We start from the raw sequence: 26,264 nt of genomic DNA on the forward strand, positions 1-26,264 counted from the left end.
TACAGTGGTCGTTGCTGCGTCTCCTCCATTAGTACTGTGGAACGTCAGCCTTGGTTTCGATGCACGGTACACCTGGAGACAGATAAGGCTTAATAAATTCAGCTACTTTCTCTTTCTGCTTCCTCTTGCAAAATATATTAATACCCCCATTGGTTATATGATCATCTCCTTCTTGGATTACGCTGTATTTTAAATCGACGATCTCCCTATTGGTAACAACGGCTAGTTGAGTGAACTCTTCCCACTCAAATGCATAGTGGTGGTAGTGGGTATGCATTGCCTGGTAGCTCTTTGAGTGTGCCATCGAGAGATATGTCAAGCCCAGACCACCAGGCTCTATCAGCGCGCCAAGCAAGAATGATGGATCAATGGTTGCCATGAAAACAAAAAAAATTGCCGTTATCCCAGTAAGCCACTTCAAGAATGTCAGGGCCCATTTCGGAAAATCTTTCCACTTGCAATGTTCCATCCCGGACTTACTAAAACGAAAGGCGAAATTCATCCGCTGATGGGTCATGGATAAAACTACAAACAACGTAAGCATGCAATAGAAAACGCAAGACAATGTTCGCCAAGGCTGACTCATCCCCTCATACACTGAATACATTATGAGTGCACCACCAAAAATCAATACAGCCATAAATAAAAACATGCAATTAGCTACAAACGTATTGTAGTTACGCGCTCGAATTGTCCAGCCCAACAATTCGGGCTCATGCGCAAATTTCCACTGAAGCCGCGTCGGCAGATCAAGATTTTTATTGAAGCCAAACATTGCTGCACTCATCGCTTAGTTGAACCTGGGACGGCCAATTTTAGTAGTTTTGTATTTTTGTTGAGCAACACGACGCCATCTTTCTCCATCAGCTCACTGCCCAACGCATTATTGATTCGATCGGCTTCATTTGTTGCCCATTCCAAGGGCATTCGAAACATGTAACCGCGACGATCTGATCGCTGCCGCACACCAGCCGGATATTTAATCTCCAGTTCAAGGGTCGGGCTGTCGGTCCGACTATCGACCCAGACTTGCCAAAGACGATATGGTTCTTCGTCAGTGTGAGTGAAATCCGTTAGGCTGGTTTTACTTCCTGGCGCGCTAGGCAGCTCTCCGAGTAACCTCGGGTCGACCCAATTGCCATAGAGAAACTGGTCGTAAAAGCTATTGCCCGCGACGCTTAGTTCGTCTTCTAGAAAATAGCGCCTCTGGACTATTGCCGGTTGCAAGACCAGTTCTTTACCCGCCAACGCTGTAGGCACCTGAATTTGCAACCAGAAGCCCAGCCATTTTCTCGGAGTACTGCCACCGCCATGATACAAGGCTCTGCCCACTACAGTGGGTCGTTGCAGAGTCTCCATCAAAGTATTCATCTGTTCGCGATGGCCTTCATCCCCCAGCCATTCAGGTGTTGTCCCACGTCCCCAAGTGCAACGGTACAACCACAAACGCAGCCCCTCGCGTTTGAAGCGGTTGGCGGCCATGGTGACCATCAAATAGGCAATGCCGAGGAGCGCTAAGATAATTGTCACTGGCGTCGACATTACCCACGCGAAACCAAACCAATAGCCAAGGCCTGCGCCGACTAGTTGGGTCGTTGCCGCAAAAGACATTCCGAAAACCACACCGAACTTTGCCCAAAGCAGCGCTTTCTCTTCCTCGCTCGTGGCGCCACCAACGTCTTCAGAAATTTGCCAAGCCTCAAGCCCGGCAGCAACAGCCCCCAACGCTGCCCACGTCACCGTGCGCAATATCAGACTTTTCGAAGTCTTCGCGAACTCCTTTGCCACCGCAGCCTTTGCACTACCCGCGGAAGCGGTTTTGGCTTGCCCCAACCATTTAGAGTATCCGGCCTCAGCAACTTTCAGAGTTCTGTTACTTAGCTCCGTAGCCATCCCCCCCGCCCGACTCCAAACCGGCCCAACCCACAGCGCCGCAATGGCATTGGCTGCATACGCGGAGTTCGCTCCCAACGTGCGCCATTCATCCGCCGTAAAGCGACCATCGTTCTGCGCCTGCCTGGCCGTATTCCAAACGTTCCACGCGTTCAGACCGACCAACAAGGCAGGCAGGGCATTGCCCAGGTTCTGCCCCATCCAGGCTCTGGTGCGCTTCAGGTACTCATGAGTACCTGCCACTTTCAATTGCGCCGTCACCTCAGCCTGCCCCAGGTCGGCGAGCCAGCTATTGACTTGCCCCAGACTAGCATCCAGGCGCGTAGTGCCAGTCGCTTTGGCGATGATCTGATTGGGACGTTGCAAAAACAGCGTTTTCATCTGCTCTTCAAGGGTTTGCAGAGCGATGCGCGCGGCGCGTTGGTCGTAAAGTGTATTGGGCCGTTGCAACACGCGTTGGGTGCCGGAAATTTTGTTGGCCACGGTTTTCACTTGCAGCAGCCAGACCTGGTAATCGCGTGCGTAGGTCGGATTGACCAGCAGCTGGGTGGCGCTGGAAATTTCAGTGGAGATCAACACCTGGGTGGCCGCGAGGGTAAATCCGATTTGCTGCTTCATGGCCGGCATCAACATGCCGTTCAGCCCGTGCCAGGCGTCCCGGGCCTGGTGGTTGGCGACATTGACCAAGGTGCTCAAGGCTTGTTTGGCGGCACTACTCATGGCCTGGTAGTGCTTGCTGTTCTGCAAGCTCTCCAGGTCGAAGACCGCTTTGAGCTCATTGGCCCGGGTGGCCAGGCTCGTGGCATCGCCCGCTGAGGTCGGGGTCAGCGCCGGTGAGCTGCCATCTCCTTCGAGGCCCTGATCGTCAAGTGTTCCGTAGGTGGTGAAGTTGTGCGACACCGTTTTGATCAAGGTCGCCACTTGCGGGTTGAAGTTGAACAGCGCCAGGCCGAACAGGCTGCTCGGTCGCTCAGCCTCCTTGCACAACCACTGCTGTCCCTTCGATCCATTGCCCAGCAGGGTGTAAAGCGCGTGAGCGGTCTCCAGCAGTTGGCTGGATTGGTCGACGTTGCAGGCGTCGTGATAAACAGCTTCTGCGCCGGGGCCAAGGCGCTCAAGCCAGGTGAGCAGATCAGTTTCGCTACGCTGGCAATGGTCCTGGAGCCGTTGAGCCTGGGCCGTGGTCTGACTCAGGTACTGCTGTGCTTCATCAAAGCGCACGTCCTCGCGCCAAAGACGCTTGGCCTTCCACTCTTCGAGGGCTGCCTGCCAATCGCCTTGAGCGGGCAGTTGCCCCCATCGGGCTTTAAACTGGGCTTGGGCGGCATCTATTTCCGGGCCGGCACCCATCATCACCAAGTACTCCTGATCGGCTGTGACCAGGTCCTTGCCGCGCTCGACTTTATCCATGGTTTTCAGCAGGCGGTACAGGTCGTCGATGTAGGCTTGGCGTTGAAATGGGTCCTTGATCGAGTCCGGGATAAACGCATCGGTATCAAAACCACACAAGCGCTCGACGGCAACGGCGCTTTCCAGTGTGTGCTGATGCAGGTTTTCAAACTGACTCTGCTCCAGGAGCCGGCCGCTCAGGTTCATGCTCAGGTCATCGACGATGGCTAGCGGATCATCCAGGGCGATAAACAGCGCCGTGTCCTGTTCCGGGACCCTGCCGCGCACCAACGCCTCTTCGAACGCCGGTTTGTACGGCAGACCAGGCTCGCTGGCGCTGGTCGGCAGCAGCGTGCTGGTGAAGCTTGGCGCTGTTGCGCCGTAGACGAGAATATCCGCCACGCTGTTGCCCAGTTCGGTAATTGAGCCGCCGTGCTCGGCTTTGCCGCTGGCGCAAAACGCTGGCAGATCGAGGGTGCGCATCCATTGGCGTTGTTCAGTGGCGCTGCTGCGCATCAGCTCGCACAGGCGCCAGGTCCATTGCACCGGTGAGTAAGCGATACGCAGTTGGCTGCGGCGGGGATACAGCAGGTAGGGATGGCTTTCGCCTGGGTTGTGACGAACATCCTGGTTCAGTTGACTTTCCGTCCACGTGTGACGCGTGAAGTGCTCAGCGGATACCTGGTATTCGTGGAAGGTCTGGTCGACACTGTTCCACACATAGAGCCAGCCATCGCGTAACTGACGCAAGGTGTAGCTGCGGGTCTGCAGTTCGGGCAGTCTGCTCGACCAGCCGGCCGGCAGTGGATTCGGCCCTTGGTTGCTGTCTTTGCCGAGCGGTGATTCGTCCAGTGCATAACGCACCGGGAAAATCGCCACCTGCGCGTGCCGCAAGGCACATTGGCCTCTGCCCATAGGCGCGTCGGTAAATTCCTGGTTACGCCGGGCCTGATTCAGTTCGGCTTCTGTCACGGGCTGGTTCATCACGCGTCCTTGTTCAAGTCGAGGTGCAGGCACTGCTTATCCATGTGCTGGATACGCAGCTCCGGGGCGAGTTTGCGCGCCTCGGGGGTGCGCGCCAGCCAGTGCTGATAAGGCGTTTGAGGGCGCTGGGTAAACCCCTCTCCCCAGCGCAGGCTGTATTCAACCCAGATCGCCAGGCTGCGCTCGCTGACAAGGCCCCAGGCCTGGGCCTCGTCCAGACGCTCATCGAACCAACGGGATAACTGGCTTTTGTCGATGCGCGACTGGTGCTGAGGATGACTTTGCTCAAAGCGATGGTGCAGCCGCTCCATGAAGCGCCAGCGTGCGGCCTGATCGAGCGCATGCATCTGTGCTTCGCCCAACCGAGCGTACTCATCCACCCATTCGGGCGGCGGCGCTGTGCGCGCGATTGTGTGCCACTCGACGGGCTCAGCAAGCTCCCAGGAATGAGGGTTGTGCGGCAGGTGCCAGGCCTGGATCGGACCCAGCACTGCGTCCCGCTGCGCACCTTGATAACTACCTAGCCAGTAACGCGCCACCAAGGGGTCGGCAAAACGCAGCAACCCCTTGCTGCCAAGGACATTTGATGGCGCGATGAAGCGACGCAGATGATCGGCTACGGCGATTATCGGTGCAGGGCTGTACAAAAGGCTGGCGTCGGCCTGCCCGGTAGCACGTTGGCAGGTTTCGTCGATCAGACTGGATGAACCGTCAATCGCCACCAATAGCGGGCCAAGGTGTTTCAGTTCCGTCCAGCGGGTTCCCAGGTACAGCGGTTCGATTTCAACCCGCTCTGCGAGGGCGTAAAGACTCGCCAGCGCATTGGGACGCAAGACACCATCGACCAATAGGTAATTGGCTTGGAAGACGCTACTCACTGGTTAGTTTCCTCCGCAGCCTGTTCACACACTTCACACCATGGCTCAGGCCGCATCAGTGCCTTGCTCTGCGACACAAGCGCGAGTGGCGGTGGCGTCGATAATCCTTCGAGCATGCCGGGCAACTCCGGCGCCGCTGCGGTTCCGGCAATGGGCGCACCACCGATTTGAATCTCGCTACTGCTGAAGATGCCGCCTGGGCCTACGACGATATGCTGACCTCCGCCTTTCAAGCTGATGCTGCCCCCAGCGTCCAGCACGACTTCGCGGCCCGCCTTGAGGTGCACTTGCTGACCGGCCTCGATCACCAGCGTTTGCCCGACCCGGGTGTGGCTGCTGCTGGCGATTTGCAGGTAATCGTTGGCCTTGAGCTCGACCTTGCGATCCGCCGTCACGGTGCGCTGGTCTTCTGCCTCCAGCACCGCAATGCTGTTGCCCTTGATGGTTTCCCGGCGTTCATTGCCGACTTCCAGCCGGCTGTCGTTTTCGATTTTTTGCTCCAGGTCACGCTGGGCACGCAGGTAGATTTTTTCCTGCCCGGCCCGGTCTTCAACCGACAGTTCGTTGTAGCCGCCACTGGCGGGCGAACTGTGGCTGCGCAACACGGTTTTGGTTTTGTTTGCGGGCAACGGGTACGGCACCGCCGTGCGCGTGTTCGGCACACAGCCGGTGATCAACGGCCGGTCAGGATTGCCCTCAAGGTAGGTCACCACCACTTCCATGCCGATGCGCGGGATGGTCACCGCGCCGAAGCCCTCCCCGGCCCAGCTGGATGAAACCCGCAGCCAGCAACTGCTCTTGTCACTGTTCAGCTCGGCACGGTCCCAATGGAACTCGACTTTGACCCGGCCATGCTCATCGCAGAAGATTTCTTCGCCCTCAGGTCCGGTGACCCGAGCGGTCTGGCTGACCAGCACCGATTTTCGGGTGACCAGCGGTGGCCGGTAGAACACGTCCCAGGGGATAGCGCTGAAGCTGTTGCGGTAGCCCTGGCTGAAGCCGTCTTCGGGCTGGTCGTCGTTGGCAACTGATTCCTCAAGCACCTGCGGCTGTTTGCCTTTGTGGCTTACGCTGAGCAATAGCCACAAGTCGTTGCTCGCTTTGCGCGGGTGTTCGCACAGGTCGAAGAAATGACCGCTGCGCAGGCTCGGCTGATCGCTTTTGCCTTCGGCCAACTGGTAGTCACTACGGTGCCGTTCCAGGGCCCGACGGGCAAGCTGCTTGCCGCGTTCTTCGGTTTCGATCAGCGCGGGGTAGTGGTAATCCTCAAGCGCCGGCTTGAACTCGGCAGTGGAGTGGCTCTCCACTAACCGGCTTGGGCGCTTGAGGTCGTAGTCTCGGCGGGTGACGGTAGTGGTCCGGGTGCTGAAGCGCTGGGAGAACTGGCTGATGACCGGGTGATCGGCCACCAGACCGGCGCCTTGCTGATAGGGGGTTGCCCCCAGTTTGGGAAAAAAGACCTGATCGTCGGTGAACACCAGCCGATGACCGTCCGGGCTGTGCTGGTGATGCCAGGCAATGCCTTCTTCACTGCACAGCCTCATGATGAAGCTGAGGTCATCCTCCCCATACTGCGTGCAGTATTCGCGCACCGGCCGGGGGCTGACATGAAAGCTATAGGCATCGGCCTGGATGCCATGGCCCTGGAGCACCTGAGCGATAATCTGCGGCACCGTAAGGTGCTGGAAAATCCGCTGGTTGTGGCTGAACTGCAAGTAGTACAGCGCTGGCACCAGGGTCAGCCGATAGCGGGTCAGGCGTGTACCGGGCTCCTCCACCCGAACGTCTTCGATGCGGCCATGCAGCCCTTCACCGTTCAATCCGAAGCGCAGAAACGCCGGCTGACTGAGCAGACTCTCAAGATCGAGGTCGGGGTACTCGCTGACCAGTTCAATGTGGATCGCGTACAACGCGCTGATGGCTTCCGTGCCGTCAAACGCCAGGACCTTGAAATCATTGCGAACCATGGGGATAAGTAATTCGAACTGCACGCTATTGGTCGGTGCGAACATGCGTTTGTCCTTAAACGGAGGAGAGAGACCACGCAATGCCCAAGCGATATCGCGCTTGAACGGGCGTAAACACCCGGAAAGGCTACCAAGAGCGAAAAAAATTTGATGTCAGACGCTTCCTAAACTGCATCTGTATTTTCTGGTCTTCAGTTGGCGGGGGCAAAAAGCTCGCGGGGCAAGCCCGCTCCTACCGGGTGGCTGGTTTCGCGAATACTGCGCTGATAGCGAATCTCCCAGGCGAGCAGCATCACGCAAAAATATCGGCATCCTCGTTAAATTTCCGCCATAAAATTTCGACAATTGTAATTTTTTAAGCATTTATCTCAATTTTCTCTCAAGGCTTGCCATCTTTAACCCCACTGGTTAGGGTTGAAGCCATGAAAACCTTTCAGACCCTCATCCTGCTTCGTCAACATCGCAGCCTCTGCCTGGTCAGTGCACGACTACCAAGCTGAATCGCGTCGCCTCGCCTTTTCATCTCGTTTTCGTTCGGCAGGCCACCTTTCCAGGCCGCACATTCAAGGATTGCTTTTCATGACCATGCTCAAAGACCCTTCGAAAAAATACAGCGCCTTCCCTACCGTCAACTTGCCTGACCGTACCTGGCCATCGAAGACCATCACCCAGACGCCAATCTGGTGCAGCTCCGACCTGCGTGATGGCAACCAGTCGTTGATCGAGCCTATGGATGCGGCGAAGAAGCTGCGCTTCTGGAAGACCCTGGTCAGCGTCGGCGTGAAAGAGATCGAAGCCTCCTTCCCTTCGGCTTCGCAAACCGATTTCGACTTCGTTCGTACCCTGATCGAAGACGGCCACATTCCTGACGACACCACCATCCAGGTGCTGACCCAGGCCCGTGAAGACTTGATCGCCCGTACCTTCGAATCGCTGCGCGGTGCGAAAAAGGCCATCGTCCACCTGTACAACGCCACCAGCCCGTCGTTCCGCCGCATCGTCTTCAACCAGGACAAGCAAGGCGTGAAAGACATCGCGGTGAACGCGGCCAAGCTGTTCGTCAAATACGCCGCGCAGCAGCCGGAAACCCAGTGGACCTTCCAGTACTCGCCCGAGACCTTCAGCGCCACCGAGCTGGAATTCGCCAAGGAAGTCTGTGACGCGGTGATCGAGGTGTGGAACCCGACGCCGGACAACAAGATCATCCTCAACCTGCCGGCCACCGTCGAAGTCTCGACGCCGAACATCTATGCCGACCAGATCGAATGGTTCGGCCGCAACGTCAACCGTCGCGACAGCGTGATCATCAGCCTGCACACCCACAACGACCGTGGCACCGGCGTGGCCGCCACCGAGCTGGGCCTGATGGCCGGCGCCGACCGTGTCGAAGGCTGCCTGTTCGGCAACGGTGAGCGTACCGGTAACGTCGACCTGGTAACCCTGGCGTTGAACCTCTACACCCAGGGCCTGGACCCGCAACTGGACTTTTCCGACATCGACGGCGTGCGCAAAGTGGTCGAGGAATGCAACCAGATTCCGGTGCACCCACGTCATCCGTATGTCGGTGACCTGGTTCACACCGCCTTCTCCGGCTCGCACCAGGATGCGATCCGCAAGGGCTTCACCCAGCAGAAAGACGACGCCAAGTGGGAGGTGCCGTACCTGCCGATCGACCCAGCCGACATCGGCCGCAGCTACGAGGCGGTGATCCGCGTCAACAGCCAGTCAGGCAAAGGCGGCATCACCTACCTGCTCGAACAGGAATACGGCATCAGCTTGCCGCGCCGCATGCAGATCGAGTTCAGCCAGGTGGTACAGGGTGAAACCGACCGTCTGGGCCTGGAGATGACTGCCCAGCAGATCTACAACCTGTTGCACCGCGAATACTTGCAAGCCAACGCGCCGTACGCGCTGGTCAGCCATCGCCTGCAGGAAGAGAACGGTAACAGCAAGGTCGAGGTGGAAGTCTCCAGCGAAGGCGAAACCACCCTGCACTGGCGCGGCAAGGGCAATGGCGCCCTCGAAGCCCTGGTGGCCGGTCTGCCGGTGGCCGTGGAAATCATGGACTACAACGAGCACGCCATCGGTGCGGGCACCAACGCCAAGGCCGCAGCGTATATCGAACTGCGTGTGGCCGGTGGTCGTCCGGTGCACGGCGTGGGTATCGATGAAAACATCACCACGGCCAGCTTCAAGGCATTGTTCAGTGCGCTGAATCGGTCGCTGAGCCAGCAAGAGGCGAAAGCGGCGTAAAGCCAAGCCACGCATAAAAAACCGCATCCAGGATGCGGTTTTTTTATGCGTGGCGATCAGTAGTGCGATCCCGGCGTGTCGAACGCCGAGTAGTCTATCGACCACATACCGCCGTTGATCTCGGCGTCGTAACCTTCTATCAGCGCCGCCTCCTGAATGTCAGCCCAGCTCAAGGGGGCTGCGGAGTTCTTCGACGCCACCGGGACGATGGTGTTGGTCGCGATCGAGGTCATGAAGTACAGGTCTTCCCTGTCAGGCTGCCGTGCGCTTGGCCTGGCGAGGGTCTTGGCATACTTGAACAGATGCGCAAGCGAACCAGCCGAAGTAGCACAGTGGGCATAGGCGATGTGCACCTGATAGATATTGAACGTACCCGGCCCTTCCATTTCTATCTTTTGGCTGCGCGTGGTGGAGTTGTGGATACCTTCTGTGGAGCTATTGGTGATCTTCAAGCCACCGCCGGCAATAGCAACAAATCCGGTGCCCAAGGAGATTTCAGTTTCAATGGAAGTGGTGACCGAGCTGCTATAGCCATTGACTACCGCGATCTCCTGCTGGTGCTTGACCTTGGTCGGCAGGCGAACAGTGTTCATGTGCACCAAGTAGGCCATGACCGGGACACTGTAGGTCCCCCAGTTGTTGAAGCCGATCCGCATGTCGCCATAAACGGTATCGCCGTAGATCCAGCAGCCCGGTGTAACGCTGTCGATCTGATCGCCAAACAGATAATTCTCGATTTCGTACGACCCCTCTACATGCTCGAAGCCCGCGATAATCCGTTTTGTCTTGTCGCTCATGCTGTCACTCCTGCGAAAAAAGTACTGCGTTAGGGGTTGGCTGTTACCCAACCGACCTTAACGGGCTCTCCTTGCAGCAGGCATCAGGACGCGTTTCCTGCACGTTATCGGGGAGCAAAACCGCCCCCCACAAAAAAGGGCGCCGACAAGGCGCCCTGCAAACCACACGCGACGACAACCTTTCAATCCAGCAGCGCCAAGGCCTCTGCGCTGCACTCGGTAATCCGCGACCACTCGCCGTTCTTGATCCAGCCACTGTCGAGCATCCAGGTCCCGCCCACACACATGACATTGGGCAGGGCCATATAGCTCTTCACATTACCGGGGTTCACCCCACCGGTCGGGCAGAAGCGCACCTCACCGAACGGACCGCCGTAAGCCTTGATCGCCGCCACGCCGCCGCTGATTTCCGCGGGAAACAGCTTGAAACGGCGATAGCCAAGGGCGTAGCCCATCATCAACTCCGATGGCGTGCTGATCCCCGGCAGCAACGGCAGGTCGCTTTGCACACCTGCCTCAAGAATGTCCTGGGTAACACCTGGCGTGACCACAAACTGCGCACCAGCCGCTTCCACGGCAGCGAACATCTTGCGATCCAGCACGGTGCCGGCGCCGACGCACAGTTCCGGCCGCTGTTCACGCAGCACCTGGATGGCTTTCAGGCCGTGCGCCGAGCGCAGGGTCACTTCCAGGGTCTTGATGCCACCGGCAGCCAGCGCATCGGCCAACGGCAGGATGTCTTCTTCGCGGGCGATGGTGATCACCGGCAGAATCCGCGCCTGGGTGCAGATCTGATCGATCCGGGCAATCTTGTCGGCCATGGAAACTCCCGGCTGTTTCAGTTCATGCGTGGTCATAACGGCGGATCCTTGGCTCATGGGCACCAGTAAATATCCAGAGGGTCTTGTAAGAAGGCGCGAATCGGCATTTCGCTCAAGTCATCGCCAGCCAGCGCGGCGCGCAGGGTAGCGAGTTTGCCCGGACCTTGCACGGACAAGGCGGTGAAGGCGGCCCTGGCCAGCAAGGCGCGAGTCATGCTCAGGCGTTGATGCGGCACGCTCGGCGCCAGCATCGGCAAACAGCGACGCGTGCTCTGCGGATCAAGACCTTCGCTCAGGTTCGGACTGCCAGGGAACAGCGAGGCGGTATGGCCGTCGTCGCCCATACCGAGTACCAGCACGTCGATGCCGGCCAGCTCGGCCAGGGCCTGTTCGGCTTCCAGGGCAGCAGCTTCAAGGCTGGCCGCTGCACGGTAGAGGCCAAGGAAACGTGCCTTGGCGGCGTTGCCGGTCAACAGATGGCGCTTGAGCAGACCGGCATTGCTGTCAGCATGCTCGACCGGCACCCAGCGCTCATCGGCCAGGGTCACTAAGACCTTCGACCAGTCCAGCGGCTGCTGGATCAGTGCCTGGAAAAACGCCACCGGGCTACGCCCACCGGACACCACCAGGGTAGCCTGGCCGTTTGCCGCGATCGCGGCATTCAGGCGCCCGGCGACATCCTTGGCCAAACCTTCGGCCAGCTGCGCGGCAGCGTTGAAATCATGGGCCGTCACGTTAGCCGGCAGTTGCAGTTCAGATATCGCCATACCAAGACCTCCCATCACGGGTAATCAATGCAATCGAGCTCATCGGCCCCCAGGAGCCAGCGGCATAAGGCTTGGGCGCGTCGCCGCTGTTCTTCCAGCCAGCAATCAGCTGATCGCACCACTTCCACGCGTATTCGATTTCGTCCTTGCGCACAAACAGGTTCTGATTGCCGCGCATCACTTCCAGCAACAAGCGCTCATAGGCATCGGGAATCCGTGCACTGCGCCAGGTGTCGGAAAAATTCAGCTGCAATGGCCCGCTGCGCAGTTGCATGCCCTTGTCCAGGCCCTGTTCCTTGGTCATCACCCGCAAGGAAATGCCTTCGTCCGGCTGCAGACGGATGATCAGTTTGTTACCGATCTGCAAACGCTGTTCCGGGGCGAAGATGTAGTGCGGGGTTTCCTTGAAGTGGATGACGATCTGCGACAGTTTCTGTGGCATGCGCTTGCCGGTACGCAGGTAGAACGGCACGCCGGCCCAGCGCCAGTTGCGGATATCGGCGCGCAGGGCAACAAAGGTTTCGGTGTCGCTCTGGGCGTTGGCGTTGTCTTCTTCCAGATAGCCCGGCACCGGCTTGCCTTCGCTGTAGCCGGCAATGTACTGGCCGCGCACCACGTGAGTGCTCAGGCCTTCGCCAGTGATCGGCGCCAGCGCCTTGAGCACTTTGACCTTCTCGTTGCGAATGCTGTCGGCAGAGAGATCGCTGGGCGGGTCCATGGCGATCAGGCAAAGCAGCTGCAACAAGTGGTTCTGGATCATGTCGCGCAGTTGCCCGGCCTTGTCGAAGTAGCCCCAGCGCCCCTCGATCCCGACCTTCTCGGCCACGGTGATTTCCACGTGCGAGATCGAGTTCTGGTTCCACTGGGTTTCGAACAGGCTGTTGGCAAAGCGCAGGGCAATCAGGTTCTGGACGGTTTCCTTGCCCAGGTAATGGTCGATGCGATAAACGCGGTTTTCCGGGAAATACTGCGCCACCGCGTCATTGACCCGCCGCGAAGAGTCCAGGTCATGGCCGATGGGTTTTTCCAGCACCACCCGGGTGCGCGCACTGAGGCCGACCTTGTCGAGGTTCTCGCAAATACCGCCATAGACCGCCGCGGGCGTGGCGAAGTAAGCGATCAGCTGGCTGTCGTCGCCGACCTGCCCGGCCAGCGCCTGGTAGTCCTCGGACTTGAGAAAGTCGACGTGCAGATAGCGCAGGCGCGCGAGAAAACGCTGCAACACCAAGGTCTCGATCTGCCCTTGCGGAACAAACTCGCGCAGATGCGCCTCGATCGATGCCAGGTGCTCTTCGACACTGCCCGGCTCACGAGCCAGGGCCAGCACACGGGTATCCGCGTGCAGCAGGTCGGCGCGATCAAGCTGGTAGAGCGCCGGAAACAGCTTGCGCAAGGCCAGATCGCCGAGGGCGCCAAACAGGGCAAAGGTGCAAGGTTCAACGCTGATCGATGCCATGATGTTGGTTCTTTTATCAAGTTGACGTAGAAATACCGTTTTCAATCGCAGTTTTCAAGGAATAATGTAGTAAAAACCACAACATTTTATCCGAAACACAGATTCAAGTGGTGTGCCTCCCATGCCATCAGTACGATAGGCCACCGCGTCAAAAGCCCTCTGCCATCGGCAGTGGGCTGCCTCATCGACCCAAGGACACATACCCATGGACCGCGTGCGAAACCTCCTGGAGCAGATCCAGGGCCGCCTCGAAGAGCTGAACAAGGCTGAGCGCAAAGTCGCCGAAGTCATCCTGCTCAACCCTCAGCAAGCCACCCGCTTCAGCATTGCCGCCCTGGCCCAGGCGGCCAAGGTCAGCGAACCGACGGTGAACCGCTTCTGCCGTTCGTTCGGCGTCAGTGGCTACCCCGAGCTCAAACTGCAGCTGGCGCAGAGCCTGGCCAGCGGCGCCGCTTACGTCAGCCGGGCGGTTGAAGCCGATGATGATCCGGCGTCCTACACCCAGAAGATCTTCGGCAGCGCCATCGCCTCGCTGGACAGTGCCTGCCAGCAACTCGACCCGCAACTGATCAGCCGCGCCGTCGACATGCTGATCCAGGCCCGGCAGATCCACTTCTTCGGCCTCGGCGCCTCGGCACCGGTGGCGCTGGATGCCCAGCACAAGTTCTTCCGCTTCAACCTGGCCGTCTCGGCCCACGCCGATGTCCTGATGCAGCGCATGCTGGCCTCGGTCGCCCACACCGGCGAGCTGTTCGTCATCATCTCCTACACCGGACGTACCCGCGAGCTGGTCGAAGTCGCGCGCCTGGCCCGGGAAAACGGCGCCTCGGTACTCGGCCTGACCGCTGCCGATTCGCCCCTGGCCAAGGCCAGCAGCCTGAGCTTGAACATACCGCTGCCAGAAGACACCGATATTTACATGCCGATGACCTCGCGGATCATTCAGCTGACGGTGCTCGACGTGTTGGCCACCGGCATGACCTTGCGCCGCGGCGTGGACTTCCAGCCACACCTGCGCAAGATCAAGGAGAGCCTCAACGCCAGCCGCTACCCGATCGACGACGAGCTCAACTAAGCAGCTGTGCCTGCAAGCGCAGGTGTGCCTGTTCACCCGGCGCCAGGCTCAGGCTGTCACTGCTGCCACTGGCCGCCTCGACACAGACGAAGCCCAGGGTTTCAGTGCTGCTGACGCCCATCAACGGGCGACTGCCCGGGTGCCAGACGATGGTGTCCTCGCTGTCACCGGTATCGATGCTCAGCTGTCGTTGCCAGGCCGGATCGTGCAGTTGCACGGTCGCCGCATTGGGGAACACCCGCTGACAGCCGCCATGCACCTTCAAGGCGCCCTTCTGACGGCAGGCCTGACGGTTCAAACGGTCGTAACCCTCAATGTTTTCTAGCCCAGATAGCGCTATCTCAGAAACGTCACTAATACGCCAATAGGCCAGCAGAGCATGACTCAGCTGACAAGGCTGGCTGTCCTGGTGTTCGGTACTGAGCTCAAGCTCCATGCGCTTGCCCAACCTGGCCAACAGGTCGACCTGCCAGTCGCACAGTTGCAAACGCCATTTGAGGGTCACACCCTCTTCATCTTCACTGCTGTCGATCAGCTTCCAGTCGAGCAAGCGTGCCCAGCCGTGAGCCGGCCACATGTCTTCGCTGGGATGGCGACCGTACCAGGGCCAGCACACCGGCACACCGCCGCGGATGGCACCGACTTGTGGCCACTGCGCCGCGCACCATAGCCAAGGGCGTTCGCCCGTGGGCTGGAAGTGCAGCAACTGTGCACCCTGGCGGCTGAATACGGCCTGGCACCGGGGATGATCGATGATCAGCACATCGCGCTGCTGATAACGCTCCCACTCAAAGGTCGGTCGCGGCCTCTGCGAGGTGAAGAAGCGTTGTAGCGGGTGCTCGGGCATAACTTGAGACTCTTGTTGTTAGTTGGGGCCATCGCGGGGCAAGCCCGCTCCCACAGATTATGCCGGTGGGAGCGGGCTTGCCCCGCGATAAGCTCGTAAATTTACAACATATTGCCTCAGAACGACGACTGAATCTTCAAACCCGCGACCAGCGCGTTGTCCACTTCGTCCACCCCACCCGGGTGGGTGATGTACTGCAGGTTCGGACGAACAGTCAGCCAGTTGGTCACGTGGAAACCGTAGTTGAGCTCGTAGTTGTACTCGGTGGTGCGCAGCGGCGAGAACAACGGGTCTTCGTAATTGCCCACACCGTTGGCGGCATTGAGCAACTCGGCGTTTTTCTTCACGTCGTCGTTGACATGGATACGGGCAAAACCGATGCCGATGTCATCCTTCGGACGCGCATCGAACGGGCCTTTGTAGACAAACATCAACGACTGGTAGTTGTCGATGAAGTTGGTGTCCTTGTCATGGAAGGTGGCGTTTGCCGCGATGTTCAGGCCACGGCTGGCATCGCCGTTATGGCGGGTGAGTTGCTGTTGCGCGACAAACCAGTAGCCATGCTTGCTGTCATGCACGCGATAACTGTTACCCGTGGTCGCCGCATCCTGGCCGTTGTCATCTTCACGCACATCATCGGCGTCGGCCGTACTCTTGTAGTAACCCACACGGTATTCGCCCGGCAGGCTGTTGATTTTCGGTGACCAGACCAGCTCGACCGGCAAAACCGTACCGGCGGTACCACTGCCGCTGAGCTTGAAGCCGTTGCCGTGCTCCAGCTGAGAGGGGTTCTGGTTGTACGCCCCGACTTGCGCATAGAGCTCATCGTTGATGTTGTACTTGAAGCGGATCGCCGCCTGGCTGACCGGCCAGTTGTACCAAATGTTAGTGGCCCAGTTACCCACCTGGGAGCCACAGAACGCCAGGTTCTGGAAATCGCACGGGAAGGTATTGAAGTCTTCGCCTTCGCCGAAGTAACCGGCCTTGATGTCGAGTTTGTTGTCGAAGAACTGATGCTGAATCCACAGCTGGGTCAGACGCACCATATGCCCCCGGCCGTAGACTTCCTGCGATGAGCTCAAGGTGCCGGCACGCGGGTCGCCAATGCGGTCATTGGAAATGTTCTCGCCGTTACGGTTGGTCAGCTGAATCTTGGCCTGGGTGTTGTCCCAGCCCAGCAGCTTTTGCAGATCCAGCGCGGCCCCCAGGCCGAACTGGTCGCTGTAGCGTGCAGTCTTGTCATCGTTGAAGCCGCCATCGAGGTTTGCGCCAACTTCACCAACGTAGTCGATTTTGATGTCGACGCCCTGCTCCAGCAGTTCGGTACGGGTACCGCCCCAGTCGCCGGTCATCCATTGCGACTCCGGGGCAAAGGCATCGGCAGCCTGCGCCCCGCAGCTGACCCCGAGCGCCGCCAGCAAGGTCAGCGGCGCCAGCGGCTTGATGTGTTTGAAGTGATCCATCCCTTGTTTCCTCGTTTTATTGTTCTTGATAGGCATGTACGACTTACAACCAATTCAACGACCCTTGAATTGCGCGACATTGTCCTGGCCGGACTGCGGTGGCGTGACCTTCACCCCCAGGCGCTCGCCAGTGGCGGCATCGAACAACAGCACCCGGGCCGGATCGAACTGCAGGTTCAGGGTGTCGCCCACCTGGGTCGCCACATCCGGCGCCAGGCGGCAGCAGACCTTGGTCTGGTTGAGGGTGACGAACACCAGCAGGTCCGGGCCGGTCGGCTCGGTGATCTGCACCTCGGCGCGAATGCTCGGCAGGCCATTGGCCTGAGCCGGGGCCAGGGCGATCTGCTCAGGACGAATGCCGAGGATCACTTCACGCTCCTCAAGGCCGTCATCACTGATTCCCAAGGGTAGTTCGCAGCGCGCCTGACCACTGTCGAGCAGAGCCTGCAAACGCCCGTCCTTGCGCTGTAGACGCAGCGGAATAAAGTTCATCGGTGGCGAGCCGATGAAGCTGGCGACAAACAGATTGGCCGGATCGTTGTAGATCTGCTGCGGTGTACCGAACTGCTGGATCAGGCCGTCCTTCATCACCGCCACCTTGTCACCGAGAGTCATGGCTTCGATCTGATCGTGGGTGACATACACCGTGGTGGTCTTCAGGCGCTGGTGCATCAGCTTGATCTCGGTGCGCATCTCCACCCGCAGCTTGGCATCGAGGTTGGACAACGGCTCGTCGAACAAATAGATCTTCGGCCGCCGCGCCAGCGCCCGGCCCATGGCCACGCGTTGCTGCTGGCCGCCGGAGAGCTGGCCGGGCTTACGCGTCAGCAGGTGCTCGATCTGCAGCAGCTTGGCCACCCGCGCCACTTCCTCATCGATCGCCGCCGCAGGCATCTTGCGCATCTTCAGGCCGAAGGCGATGTTGTCGCGCACGTTCATGGTCGGGTACAGCGCGTACGACTGAAAGACCATGGCGATATCGCGGTCCTTGGGGCTCATGCCGCTGATGTCGGCAGCGTCCACCAGGATCGCCCCGCCGCTGATCTGTTCGAGACCGGCAATGCAGTTCATTAAAGTCGACTTGCCGCAGCCGGATGGGCCGACAAGAATCAGGAACTCCCCGGAGTCGATCGACAGGTCGATATGCTTCAAGGTATCCGGCAGACCGCTGCCGTAGGTCTTGTTGACGTTGCGCAGTTCAAGCGTTGCCATGTTGTTTCACCCCTTGACCGCGCCGGCCGTAAGCCCACGCAGGAAATACTTGCCAGCCAGCACATAGACCAACAGGGTCGGTAACCCGGCGATCATCGCCGCCGCCATGTCGACGTTGTATTCCTTGACCCCGGTGCTGGTGTTGACCAGGTTGTTCAGGGCCACGGTGATCGGTTGCGCGTCGCCACTGGCGAACACCACACCGAAGAGAAAGTCGTTCCAGATCTGGGTGAACTGCCAGATCAGGCAGACCATGATGATCGGCACCGACATCGGCAGCAGGATGCGCCCGAAGATGGTGAAGAACCCCGCCCCGTCCAGCCGCGCCGCGCGTACCAGGGCATCCGGCACGCTGCAGTAGTAGTTGCGGAAGAACAGCGTGGTGAACGCCAGGCCGTAGACGATGTGCACCAGCACCAGGCCGCTGGTGGTGCTGGCCAGACCGAGCTTGCCGAGAGTGAAGGAGGCTGGCAGCAGCACGGTCTGGAATGGCAGGAAGCAGCCGAACAGCAACAGCCCGAAGAACAGCTGCGAGCCACGAAAGCGCCACATCGACAGGACGTAGCCGTTAAGTGCCCCGAGCAATGTCGAGATCAGCACCGCCGGAATAGTGATTTTCACCGAGTTCCAGAAGTAGCCGCCCACCGTGTCCCAGGCCTTGATCCAGCCGATGCCGGTAATCACTTCAGGCCAGCTCAGCAGGTTGCCGGTGCGGATGTCATCCGGCGATTTGAAGCTGGTCAGCAGCATCACGATCAGCGGAATCAGGTACAGCGCGCAGGCCAGCAACAGCGTGGCGTAGATGGCGATCCGGCTGAAGTTGAAAGTACGCGGTGCCAGGGTTCTAGTCATGGCGCTTGTTCCTCAGTTCCGAATACAGGTATGGCACCAGGATCGACAGGATCGCGCCGAGCATCAGGATCGCACTGGCCGAGCCCATGCCCATCTGGCCGCGGCTGAAGGTGAAGGAGTACATGAACATTGCCGGCAGGTCCGAGGCGTACCCCGGCCCGCCTGCGGTCATCGCCGCAACCAGGTCGAAGCTCTTGATGGCGATGTGGGCGAGGATCATCAGCGCACTGAAGAACACCGGGCGCAGGCTCGGCAGGACGATGCGCAGGTAGATGCTCGGCAGACTGGCACCATCGACCTGCGCGGCGCGGATGATCGACTGATCGACGCTGCGCAGCCCCGCCAGGAACAGCGCCATGACAAAGCCCGAGGCTTGCCACACCGCCGCGATCACCAGGCAGTAGACGACCCGGTCCGGGTCCACCAGCCAGTCCAGACGAAAGCCTTCCCAGCCCCAGTCACGGAGCATCTTGTCCAGGCCCAGGCCGGGGTTGAGCAGCCATTTCCAGGCGGTACCGGTGACGATCATCGACAGCGCCATGGGGTACAGGTAAACCGTGCGGATAAAGCCTTCACGGCGAATCCGCTGGTCGAGCAGGACCGCCAGCAGTACGCCGATCACCAGGCTGATGGCGATGAACAGACCACCGAACACCAGCAGGTTCTTGCTCGCTACCCACCAGCGGTCGTTTTCCATCAGCCGCGCGTATTGCGCCAGGCCTACCCACTTGTAGCTGGGCATGAAGCTGGAGTTGGTAAAGGAGAGGATGAAGGTCCAGAAGATGTAGCCATAAAAGCCCACCAGGACAATCAGCATGCTCGGCGCCAGTACCAGTTTCGGTAGCCAGCGTTGCAAGGCGTCGAAGGGCGAGGCCTTGTTGAGAGTGGCAACAGTGCTCATAAGGAGGTCTCGTGTGGTGATTATCGCGGGGCAAGCCCGCTCCCACAGTGGTCACCGGTGGGAGCGGGCTTGCCCCGCGAAGAGGCCAGCAAACCTTTATTTGGCCGACTTGATCGCCGAATTCAGCTGTTTGACCGCCGTCGCGGGATCCGCTTTCGGGTCATTGAGGAAGTTGGTCACCACATCGAAGATCGCCCCCTGTACCGCCAGGGTCGTCGCCATGTTGTGGGCCATGCTCGGTTGCAGGCCATCGCCTTTTTCAGCGTCTTTGAAGTCCACCGCCGACTTCTGCGTGCAGGCGTCGAACTGGCTCATGTCCATGTCCTGACGCACCGGCAGCGAGCCTTTGTTCTGGTTGAACACGGTCTGGAACTGCGGTTCCAGGGCAACCTTGGCCAGGTCGTTCTGGGCCTTGATGTCGTTTTCGTTCTTGAGCTTGAACATCGCCAGCGAGTCGATGTTGTAGGCGAAGCTGCCCTGGGTGCCAGGGAACGCCACACACTGGTAATCCTTGCCGGCGACCTTGCCGGCAGCCGTCCATTCGCTCTTGGCCCAGTCGCCCATGATCTGCATGCCGGCTTTGCCGTTGATGACTTCGGCAGCGGCGATATTCCAGTCACGCCCGGCACGGTTGGGGTCCATGTAGGTGCCCAGACGTTGCAAGGTTTTGAACACTTCGATCATTGGCGCGCCGGTCAGGGTCTTTTCATCCAGCTCGACGAAGGCGGCGTGATAGCCCTTGGGGCCAAGGATGCTCAGGGCCAGGTCCTCGAACACCGTGCTGTCCTGCCACGGCTGGCCGCCATGGGCCAGGGGGATGAAGCCGGCGGCCTTGAGCTTGTCGGCAGCGGCGAAGAGTTCATCGAGGGTGGTCGGCACCTTGGCGCCGGCCTTGTCGAACACTTGCGGGTTGATCCACAGCCAGTTGACCCGGTGGATGTTCACCGGCACCGCCACGTAGTGACCGTCGTACTTCATGATCTCGGCGACTTTCTGCGGCAGCAGGGCGTCCCAGTTGTTGGCTCTGGACACCTCATCGAGCTCGGTCAGCAAACCCAGCGCACCCCACTCCTGGATGTCCGGCCCCTTGATCTGCGCCGCGGCGGGCGGGTTGCCGGAAATGGCGCGGGTCTTGAGCACGGTCATGGCTGCGGCGCCGCCACCACCGGCCACGGCGTTGTCTTTCCAGATAAAGCCGTCTTTCTGCACCTGGGCCTTGAGGGTTTCAACAGCCTTGGCTTCGCCACCGGAAGTCCACCAGTGCAGGACTTCGACAGTACCGGTATCGGCGGCCATAGCGCTCAGCGGCAACAAGGAGGCGAGAGAAACAACAGCGGCGAGGCGATTGATCGCATTCATCGGGCGGAACCTTTTCTTGTTGTTATGCAGGTGCAAGTCGTGGTGCTTGCGCTTGCATCGGAGTCTAACCAGGCGCTGGAGGGGCCGAGGTAACGAAGGGATGTGCGAATGTCACAAGCTGGTGACATTCGCCTGACCTAGGTGTCAGTCGCTGCTGCGCGGCAGGCTCAAGGTCACCCGCAAACCGCCGCCCTGCAGGTTGCGCAAGCTCACTTCGCCGCCGTGGCTGTGGGCAATGTTGCGCGCGATTCCCAGGCCCAGGCCGTAGCCCTGCTGCTGCCCGGCCAGACGAAAATGCGGTTCGAAAACCTGCTCCAGACGCTGCTCGGGCACCCCCGGGCCTTCATCGTCCACCTGCAGGACGAAGCCTGATTCGCTGTCGAGCACGCGCAGGTGCGCACGCTCGCCGTACTTCAGGGCATTGTCGATCAGGTTGCCCATGCAGCGGCGCAGCGCCAGCGGCTTGCCCGGGTACGGGGCTAGCGCCCTGCCCTGCACGGTAACGCGGGCACTGGCCAGATAAGGCTCGACCAGGCAATCGAGGGCATGGTTGAGGTCGATCGGCTCGATGTTCTCGTGGATATCCGTGTCCTTCACACACTGCAGCGCGCCTTTGACCAGCATCTCCAGCTCGTCCAGGTCGCGACTGAATTTCGCCTGCTGCTGCTCGTCTTCAAGCAACTCGACGCGCAGGCGCAGGCGGGTAATCGGTGTGCGCAAGTCATGGGAAATGGCACTGAACAACTGGCTGCGTTCGGTCAGGTAGCGACTGATGCGCTCACGCATGGCATTGAACGCCCGGCCGACTTCAACCACCTCACTGCCACCACCTTCCAGCACCGGCTCGACATCAGCGCCCAGCGACATCTCCCGCGCCGCCCGCGCCAGACGTTTGAGCGGACGGCTCTGCCAATGCACCAGCAAGCCGATGAACAGCAGCAGAAAGAAGCTGGTCAGGCCGATGAACCACAGCTGCTGACGTGGCAGGCCTTCGTCTTCAAGGCTGGTATAGGGCTCAGGCATCAGCGAGGCGATGTACAGCCACTCACCTTCACCGAGGCGGATCTGGGTCACCAGTACCGGAGGATTGACCGGCTCCAGGGTCAGCGCGTAATGCGCCCAGGAGCGCGGCAGCTCATCGAGCTTCAGGCCGCTGTTGAAGATCCGCAGGTCCTGGGGGCTGACAAACTCGAGGGAAATATCCATCTGCGCGCCGAGGTGCTGGCGCAGCACTTCGTCCACTGCGTTGAGCACCGCCTGCTTGCGCGGGGTAATCGGCAGCACCTGCATGTCCAAGGGTTTGTCGTTGAGCGAGACCACGAAGCGTGTGCCGCCCATGTTGCGTAACTGGTCCAGCACCATGGGCCGGTAGGCCACCGGCAGCGAGCGAAAGTAGCTGACGCTGGCGCTCATCGAATGGGCCAGGCTGCGGGCGCTGGCCACCAGCCCTTCGAGCTGGCTGGCGCGCAGTTGCGAAAGCCAGATCAGACTCGACAGGCCCTGGGCCAGCAACACCACCAGCAGGGTCAACAGCAGCATGCGCCCGAGCAACGAGCGTGGCAGCGGCAGACGCCAGCGCCCCTCAGTGCGCGGGCGCAACACTGGCCGCCAACAGGTAACCACTGCCACGTACGGTACGAATCAGCCGCGGCGGCTTGTGCGTGTCGCGCAGGCGTTGGCGCAGGCGGCTGACCGCCATATCGACAATGCGGTCCAGAGGCATCGGTTCACGTCCACGGGTGGCGTTGCCGATGGTGTCGCGGTCGAGGATTTGCTGCGGGTGATCGAGGAACAACTTGAGCAAGGCGAAGTCGGCGCCGGAAAGAATCACCTCTTCACCGTCGCGGTGAAACAAGCGGTGACTGACCGTATCCAGGCGCCAGTCATCGAAGGCCAAGACATCGCCGCCATTGCGCTCCTGGCCGAAACCGGCGCGGCGCAGCAGGGCTTTGATTCGTGCCTGCAGCTCACGCGGACTAAAGGGTTTACCCAGGTAGTCATCGGCGCCCAGCTCCAGGCCGATGACCCGGTCGGCTTCATCGGAACTGGCCGTGAGCATGATGATCGGCACCCGGGCCAGGCGCGGATGCTGACGCACCCAGCGGCACAGGCTGAAACCGTCTTCATCGGGCAGCATCACGTCGAGGATCACCAGGTCGCAGTCACTGTCGTCCAGGGCCTGGCGAAAGCCCTGGCCATCGGCAACCGCCTGCACGCTGAAACCTGCGCGGCTCAGGTAGGTTTGCAGCAGTTCGCGGATGTCCTGGTCATCGTCGACCAGCAGTATCGACTTGCTCACCATGTAATTCCTTCGTCGGTGGGAGCGGGCTTGCCCCGCGATTGAGGCTTGTCAGTCATATCGTATCGCGGGGCAAGCCCGCTCCCACCCTTAGGCTGTTGCCCCCAATTGTTGCAGAGCCACACCAGCTCCAAGCAAACCGGAGAACTCAGCGGTCACCAGCCACACCGGGACATTCTTGAAGTAGCCGCTCATGCAGCCTTTCGCGGCAAAGCTGTCGGCAAAACCACTGCGCAAAAACAGCTCGGCGAAGCGCGGAATGATGCCGCCGACAATGTATACCCCAGCACGCCCACCCAAGGTCAGCACATTGTTGCCGGCCACCCGCCCAAGAAAGCGACAGAACTGCTCGATCACCGCCAGCGCCAGTGGCTCACCGGCCAGGGCTGCATCGGTAATCGCCGCAGGGCTTTGCAAGGTTGCCGGTTGCCCATCCAGCGCGCAAATGGCTTGGTACAAACGCAACAGGCCGCCGCCGCTGAGCACGGTTTCGGCACTGACATGACCGGTTTCGCTGGCGATCTGCTCACGGATCTGCGCCTCGCGGGCGCTGCCCACCGGCAGGTCGACATGCCCACCTTCACCGGGCAATGCCATCCAGCGGCCATCCTCCAGACCGAGCAAAGTGCCCACGCCCAAGCCGGTTCCAGGGCCGATTACCACTGCTGGGCGCCCTGCTTCAGACTCGCCAGCACACACCGTGCGGCGCTCATCGGGCTGCAGCCGGGTCATGCCCAGCGCCATCGCGGTAAAGTCATTGATCAGCAGCAGCCGCTCGATCTGCAGGGCCTTGCAGAAGGCCTGCCGACTGAGTCGCCAGTGATTGTTGGTAAAGCGAAACTCATCGCCGCTGACCGGCCCCGCCACCGCCAGGCAGACTGCGCCAAGGTCGCCCTTGCTCAGCCCTTGTGCCTGCAGGTAGGCGCCGATGGCCTGCTCAGGGCTGGGGTAATCGGCGGTGGCGAACACCTGGACCGAGTGCATCCGGTTGTTTTCCCAGAGGGCAAAGCGGGCGTTGGTGCCACCGATATCACCGACCAGGGCGCGCTTCATTTGAGGGTTTCCAGGGCTGAAGTGAAGGCACTGGCGCCCTGCTCTGCCGGGCTCAGGGCCATACGCAGGAAACCGAACAGTTCACGCCCGCAGCCCAGATCGTTGCCGGTCGGTGCTGGCGGGATTTCCCGGTCGGCCATTTCCGCGGCATCGAGCTTGACCGTCAGGGTGCCGGCAACGCCATCGACCCGCACGATATCGCCATCGCGCACGCGTGCCAGCGGGCCGCCGTCGAAGGCTTCCGGACAGACATGAATGGCCGCCGGAATTTTTCCCGACGCACCGGACATGCGCCCGTCAGTCACCAATGCCACCTTGAAGCCACGGTCCTGCAGCACGCCCAGGAATGGCGTCATCTTGTGCAGCTCCGGCATGCCGTTGCAACGCGGGCCCTGGAAGCGCATCACCGCAACGAAATCGCACTCCAGCTCACCAGCCTGGAAAGCATCGGCGAGCGCCTGCTGGTCATGGAACACCCGCGCCGGGGCTTCGACCACCTGATGCTCAGGCGCGACCGCAGACACCTTCATGACCCCGCGGCCAAGGTTGCCTTCCATCACCCGCAGCCCGCCTTCCGGGGAGAACGGCCGCGCGACCGGACGCAGGATCGCTTCGTCCAGGCTCGCTTGCGGCCCTTCGCGCCAGACCAGCTTGCCATCCTGCAGGAACGGCTCCTGGGTATAGCGACGCAGGCCATGGCCGGCCACGGTGTTGACGTCTTCGTGCAGCAGCCCGGCATCGAGCAGCTCGCGGATCAGGAAGGCCATGCCACCGGCCGCCTGGAAATGGTTGATGTCGGCTTTGCCGTTCGGGTAGACATGCGACAGGGTCGGCACCACCTCGGACAGCTCGGCCATGTCCTGCCAGGTCAGCTGGATACCGGCCGCCTGGGCAATCGCCGGCATGTGCAGGGTATGGTTGGTCGAACCGCCAGTGGCGTGCAGGGCAACGATGGAGTTGACCAGGGACTTTTCGTCGACGATCTCGCCCAAGGGCATGAAGTCGCCGCTGGCCTTGGTCATGCGCGTGACCTGTTGCGCGGCCTCGACGGTGAGGGCATCGCGCAGCGGCGTGTAGGGATTGACGAACGACGCGCCCGGCAGGTGCAGGCCCATCACTTCCATCAGCAACTGGTTGGTGTTGGCGGTGCCGTAAAAGGTGCAGGTGCCGGGGCTGTGGTAGGACTTCATTTCCGACTCCAGCAGCTCTTCGCGGCTGGCCTTGCCCTCGGCATAGCGCTGACGCACATCGGCTTTTTCCTTGTTGGAAATACCTGAAGGCATCGGCCCGCCGGGGACGAAAAGGGTCGGCAAGTGACCGAAGCGCAGCGCGCCCATCAACAACCCCGGAACGATCTTGTCGCAGATGCCGAGCATCAACGCCGCATCGAACATGTTGTGCGACAGGGCGATGGCCGTGGACATGGCAATCACTTCGCGGCTGGCAATCCCCAGCTCCATGCCCGGCTCGCCCTGGGTGACGCCATCGCACATGGCCGGCACGCCACCGGCGAACTGGCCCACCGAGCCGATGTCGCGCAGCGCCTGCTTGATCTGTTCAGGGTAATGCTCGTAGGGCTGATGCGCCGAGAGCATATCGTTGTAGGCGGAGACGATGGCGACGTTGGCCGCGTTCATCATGCGCAGGCTGTTCTTGTCCTGGGTGCCACAGCCGGCCACACCGTGAGCGAAGTTGGCGCATTGCAGCTTGGCCCGCATCGGCCCGTCACTGGCCGCCCCGCGAATCAACTGCAAATAGCGTTCACGGGTGGCACGGCTGCGGTCGATCAGCCGTTGGGTGACCTCAAGAATGCGCGGATGCATGTACTGGACTCCAGGCTATCGGTGGTTGCGACCTCTGCGGCAGTTTCCCATATCAACAATCGCCACCTAGGCTCAAAGGCAGGGGCACGGTTGCGGGAGGAACGGCTTGGCCGGTCGCTCGTTGTAGATTGAACAAAATACTGCCAGCAAAAAGGCTTGTTTTCTATTTTTTTAC

The 26,264-nt window shown here is 60.3% G+C and carries 20 protein-coding genes; 2 read left to right on the forward strand and 18 right to left on the reverse strand.

Features of this window, described 5'->3' with window-relative positions; all coding sequences use genetic code 11:
- Positions 1 to 28: 28 nt before the first annotated feature.
- From PSAKL28_RS21175 to PSAKL28_RS21190, 4 genes are read right to left on the reverse strand one after another with little or no spacing between them, the layout of a single operon-like run.
- Entirely contained in the window at positions 29 to 775 is a 747-nt protein-coding gene (locus PSAKL28_RS21175) for a hypothetical protein (protein ID WP_038614242.1), read from the reverse strand.
- A gap of 8 nt (positions 776 to 783) precedes the next feature.
- The gene (locus PSAKL28_RS21180; protein ID WP_038614244.1) at positions 784 to 4,266 is read right to left on the reverse strand and encodes a T6SS effector BTH_I2691 family protein; all 3,483 of its coding nucleotides are present in this window, start codon (positions 4,264 to 4,266) and stop codon (positions 784 to 786) included.
- Positions 4,266 to 5,144 (reverse strand): DUF4123 domain-containing protein, encoded by an 879-nt coding sequence (locus PSAKL28_RS21185; RefSeq protein WP_038614246.1) that lies wholly within the window; start codon positions 5,142 to 5,144, stop codon positions 4,266 to 4,268. Before PSAKL28_RS21185 ends, PSAKL28_RS21180 begins: the two co-directional genes overlap by 1 nt.
- Entirely contained in the window at positions 5,141 to 7,156 is a 2,016-nt protein-coding gene (locus tag PSAKL28_RS21190) for a type VI secretion system Vgr family protein (RefSeq protein WP_038614248.1), read from the reverse strand. Before PSAKL28_RS21190 ends, PSAKL28_RS21185 begins: the two co-directional genes overlap by 4 nt.
- A gap of 534 nt (positions 7,157 to 7,690) precedes the next feature.
- Between PSAKL28_RS21190 and leuA the strand changes: the two genes are divergently transcribed.
- Positions 7,691 to 9,364: a 2-isopropylmalate synthase gene (leuA, locus tag PSAKL28_RS21195; protein WP_038614250.1), complete on the forward strand. Its 1,674-nt coding sequence runs from the start codon at positions 7,691 to 7,693 to the stop codon at positions 9,362 to 9,364.
- A 56-nt stretch (positions 9,365 to 9,420) separates the two neighbouring features.
- Here the strand turns inward: leuA and PSAKL28_RS21200 are convergent, their stop codons facing one another.
- The 4 genes from PSAKL28_RS21200 to zwf form a co-directional block, all read right to left on the reverse strand.
- The gene (locus PSAKL28_RS21200) at positions 9,421 to 10,161 is read right to left on the reverse strand and encodes a monalysin family beta-barrel pore-forming toxin (protein ID WP_051939511.1); all 741 of its coding nucleotides are present in this window, start codon (positions 10,159 to 10,161) and stop codon (positions 9,421 to 9,423) included.
- A gap of 182 nt (positions 10,162 to 10,343) precedes the next feature.
- Positions 10,344 to 11,018: a bifunctional 4-hydroxy-2-oxoglutarate aldolase/2-dehydro-3-deoxy-phosphogluconate aldolase gene (locus tag PSAKL28_RS21205; RefSeq protein WP_038614251.1), complete on the reverse strand. Its 675-nt coding sequence runs from the start codon at positions 11,016 to 11,018 to the stop codon at positions 10,344 to 10,346.
- Positions 11,019 to 11,035: 17 nt separating this feature from the next.
- Positions 11,036 to 11,749 carry a 6-phosphogluconolactonase gene (gene pgl / locus PSAKL28_RS21210; protein ID WP_038614253.1) on the reverse strand — a complete coding sequence of 238 codons (714 nt, stop codon included), beginning with the start codon at positions 11,747 to 11,749 and terminating at the stop codon, positions 11,036 to 11,038.
- Positions 11,736 to 13,205: a glucose-6-phosphate dehydrogenase gene (gene zwf / locus PSAKL28_RS21215; RefSeq protein ID WP_038614254.1), complete on the reverse strand. Its 1,470-nt coding sequence runs from the start codon at positions 13,203 to 13,205 to the stop codon at positions 11,736 to 11,738. Before zwf ends, pgl begins: the two co-directional genes overlap by 14 nt.
- 214 nt (positions 13,206 to 13,419) lie before the next feature.
- Between zwf and hexR the strand changes: the two genes are divergently transcribed.
- Positions 13,420 to 14,280 carry a DNA-binding transcriptional regulator HexR gene (gene hexR / locus PSAKL28_RS21220; protein ID WP_174242320.1) on the forward strand — a complete coding sequence of 287 codons (861 nt, stop codon included), beginning with the start codon at positions 13,420 to 13,422 and terminating at the stop codon, positions 14,278 to 14,280.
- On the opposite strand, the gene PSAKL28_RS21225 is transcribed toward hexR, so the two are convergent.
- From PSAKL28_RS21225 to edd, 10 genes are all read right to left on the reverse strand, one after another.
- On the reverse strand, positions 14,273 to 15,127 hold the full coding sequence (locus PSAKL28_RS21225; RefSeq protein ID WP_038614258.1) for a D-hexose-6-phosphate mutarotase: 855 nt from the start codon (positions 15,125 to 15,127) through the stop codon (positions 14,273 to 14,275). The genes hexR and PSAKL28_RS21225 overlap by 8 nt on opposite strands.
- Before the next feature lie 116 nt (positions 15,128 to 15,243).
- A complete protein-coding gene (locus PSAKL28_RS21230; RefSeq protein WP_038614261.1) occupies positions 15,244 to 16,590 on the reverse strand; it encodes a carbohydrate porin in 1,347 nt (448 codons plus the stop codon).
- Between the two features lie 54 nt (positions 16,591 to 16,644).
- A complete protein-coding gene (locus tag PSAKL28_RS21235; protein ID WP_038614263.1) occupies positions 16,645 to 17,802 on the reverse strand; it encodes an ABC transporter ATP-binding protein in 1,158 nt (385 codons plus the stop codon).
- Between the two features lie 6 nt (positions 17,803 to 17,808).
- Positions 17,809 to 18,654, reverse strand: a complete 846-nt coding sequence (locus PSAKL28_RS21240) for a carbohydrate ABC transporter permease (RefSeq protein ID WP_038614265.1) — start codon at positions 18,652 to 18,654, stop codon at positions 17,809 to 17,811.
- A complete protein-coding gene (locus PSAKL28_RS21245; RefSeq protein ID WP_038614266.1) occupies positions 18,647 to 19,555 on the reverse strand; it encodes a carbohydrate ABC transporter permease in 909 nt (302 codons plus the stop codon). Before PSAKL28_RS21245 ends, PSAKL28_RS21240 begins: the two co-directional genes overlap by 8 nt.
- Before the next feature lie 96 nt (positions 19,556 to 19,651).
- Positions 19,652 to 20,914 (reverse strand): ABC transporter substrate-binding protein, encoded by a 1,263-nt coding sequence (locus PSAKL28_RS21250; RefSeq protein WP_038614269.1) that lies wholly within the window; start codon positions 20,912 to 20,914, stop codon positions 19,652 to 19,654.
- A 144-nt stretch (positions 20,915 to 21,058) separates the two neighbouring features.
- Complete coding sequence (locus PSAKL28_RS21255) at positions 21,059 to 22,453, reverse strand: sensor histidine kinase (RefSeq protein ID WP_084589166.1); 1,395 nt, start codon at positions 22,451 to 22,453, stop codon at positions 21,059 to 21,061.
- Positions 22,454 to 22,496: 43 nt separating this feature from the next.
- On the reverse strand, positions 22,497 to 23,216 hold the full coding sequence (locus PSAKL28_RS21260) for a response regulator (protein ID WP_038614279.1): 720 nt from the start codon (positions 23,214 to 23,216) through the stop codon (positions 22,497 to 22,499).
- A gap of 87 nt (positions 23,217 to 23,303) precedes the next feature.
- On the reverse strand, positions 23,304 to 24,266 hold the full coding sequence (locus tag PSAKL28_RS21265) for a glucokinase (protein WP_038614281.1): 963 nt from the start codon (positions 24,264 to 24,266) through the stop codon (positions 23,304 to 23,306).
- Complete coding sequence (edd, locus tag PSAKL28_RS21270) at positions 24,263 to 26,089, reverse strand: phosphogluconate dehydratase (protein ID WP_038614283.1); 1,827 nt, start codon at positions 26,087 to 26,089, stop codon at positions 24,263 to 24,265. Before edd ends, PSAKL28_RS21265 begins: the two co-directional genes overlap by 4 nt.
- Positions 26,090 to 26,264: the final 175 nt, after the last annotated feature.

This window comes from Pseudomonas alkylphenolica, from assembly GCF_000746525.1.
Lineage (GTDB): Bacteria > Pseudomonadota > Gammaproteobacteria > Pseudomonadales > Pseudomonadaceae > Aquipseudomonas > Aquipseudomonas alkylphenolica.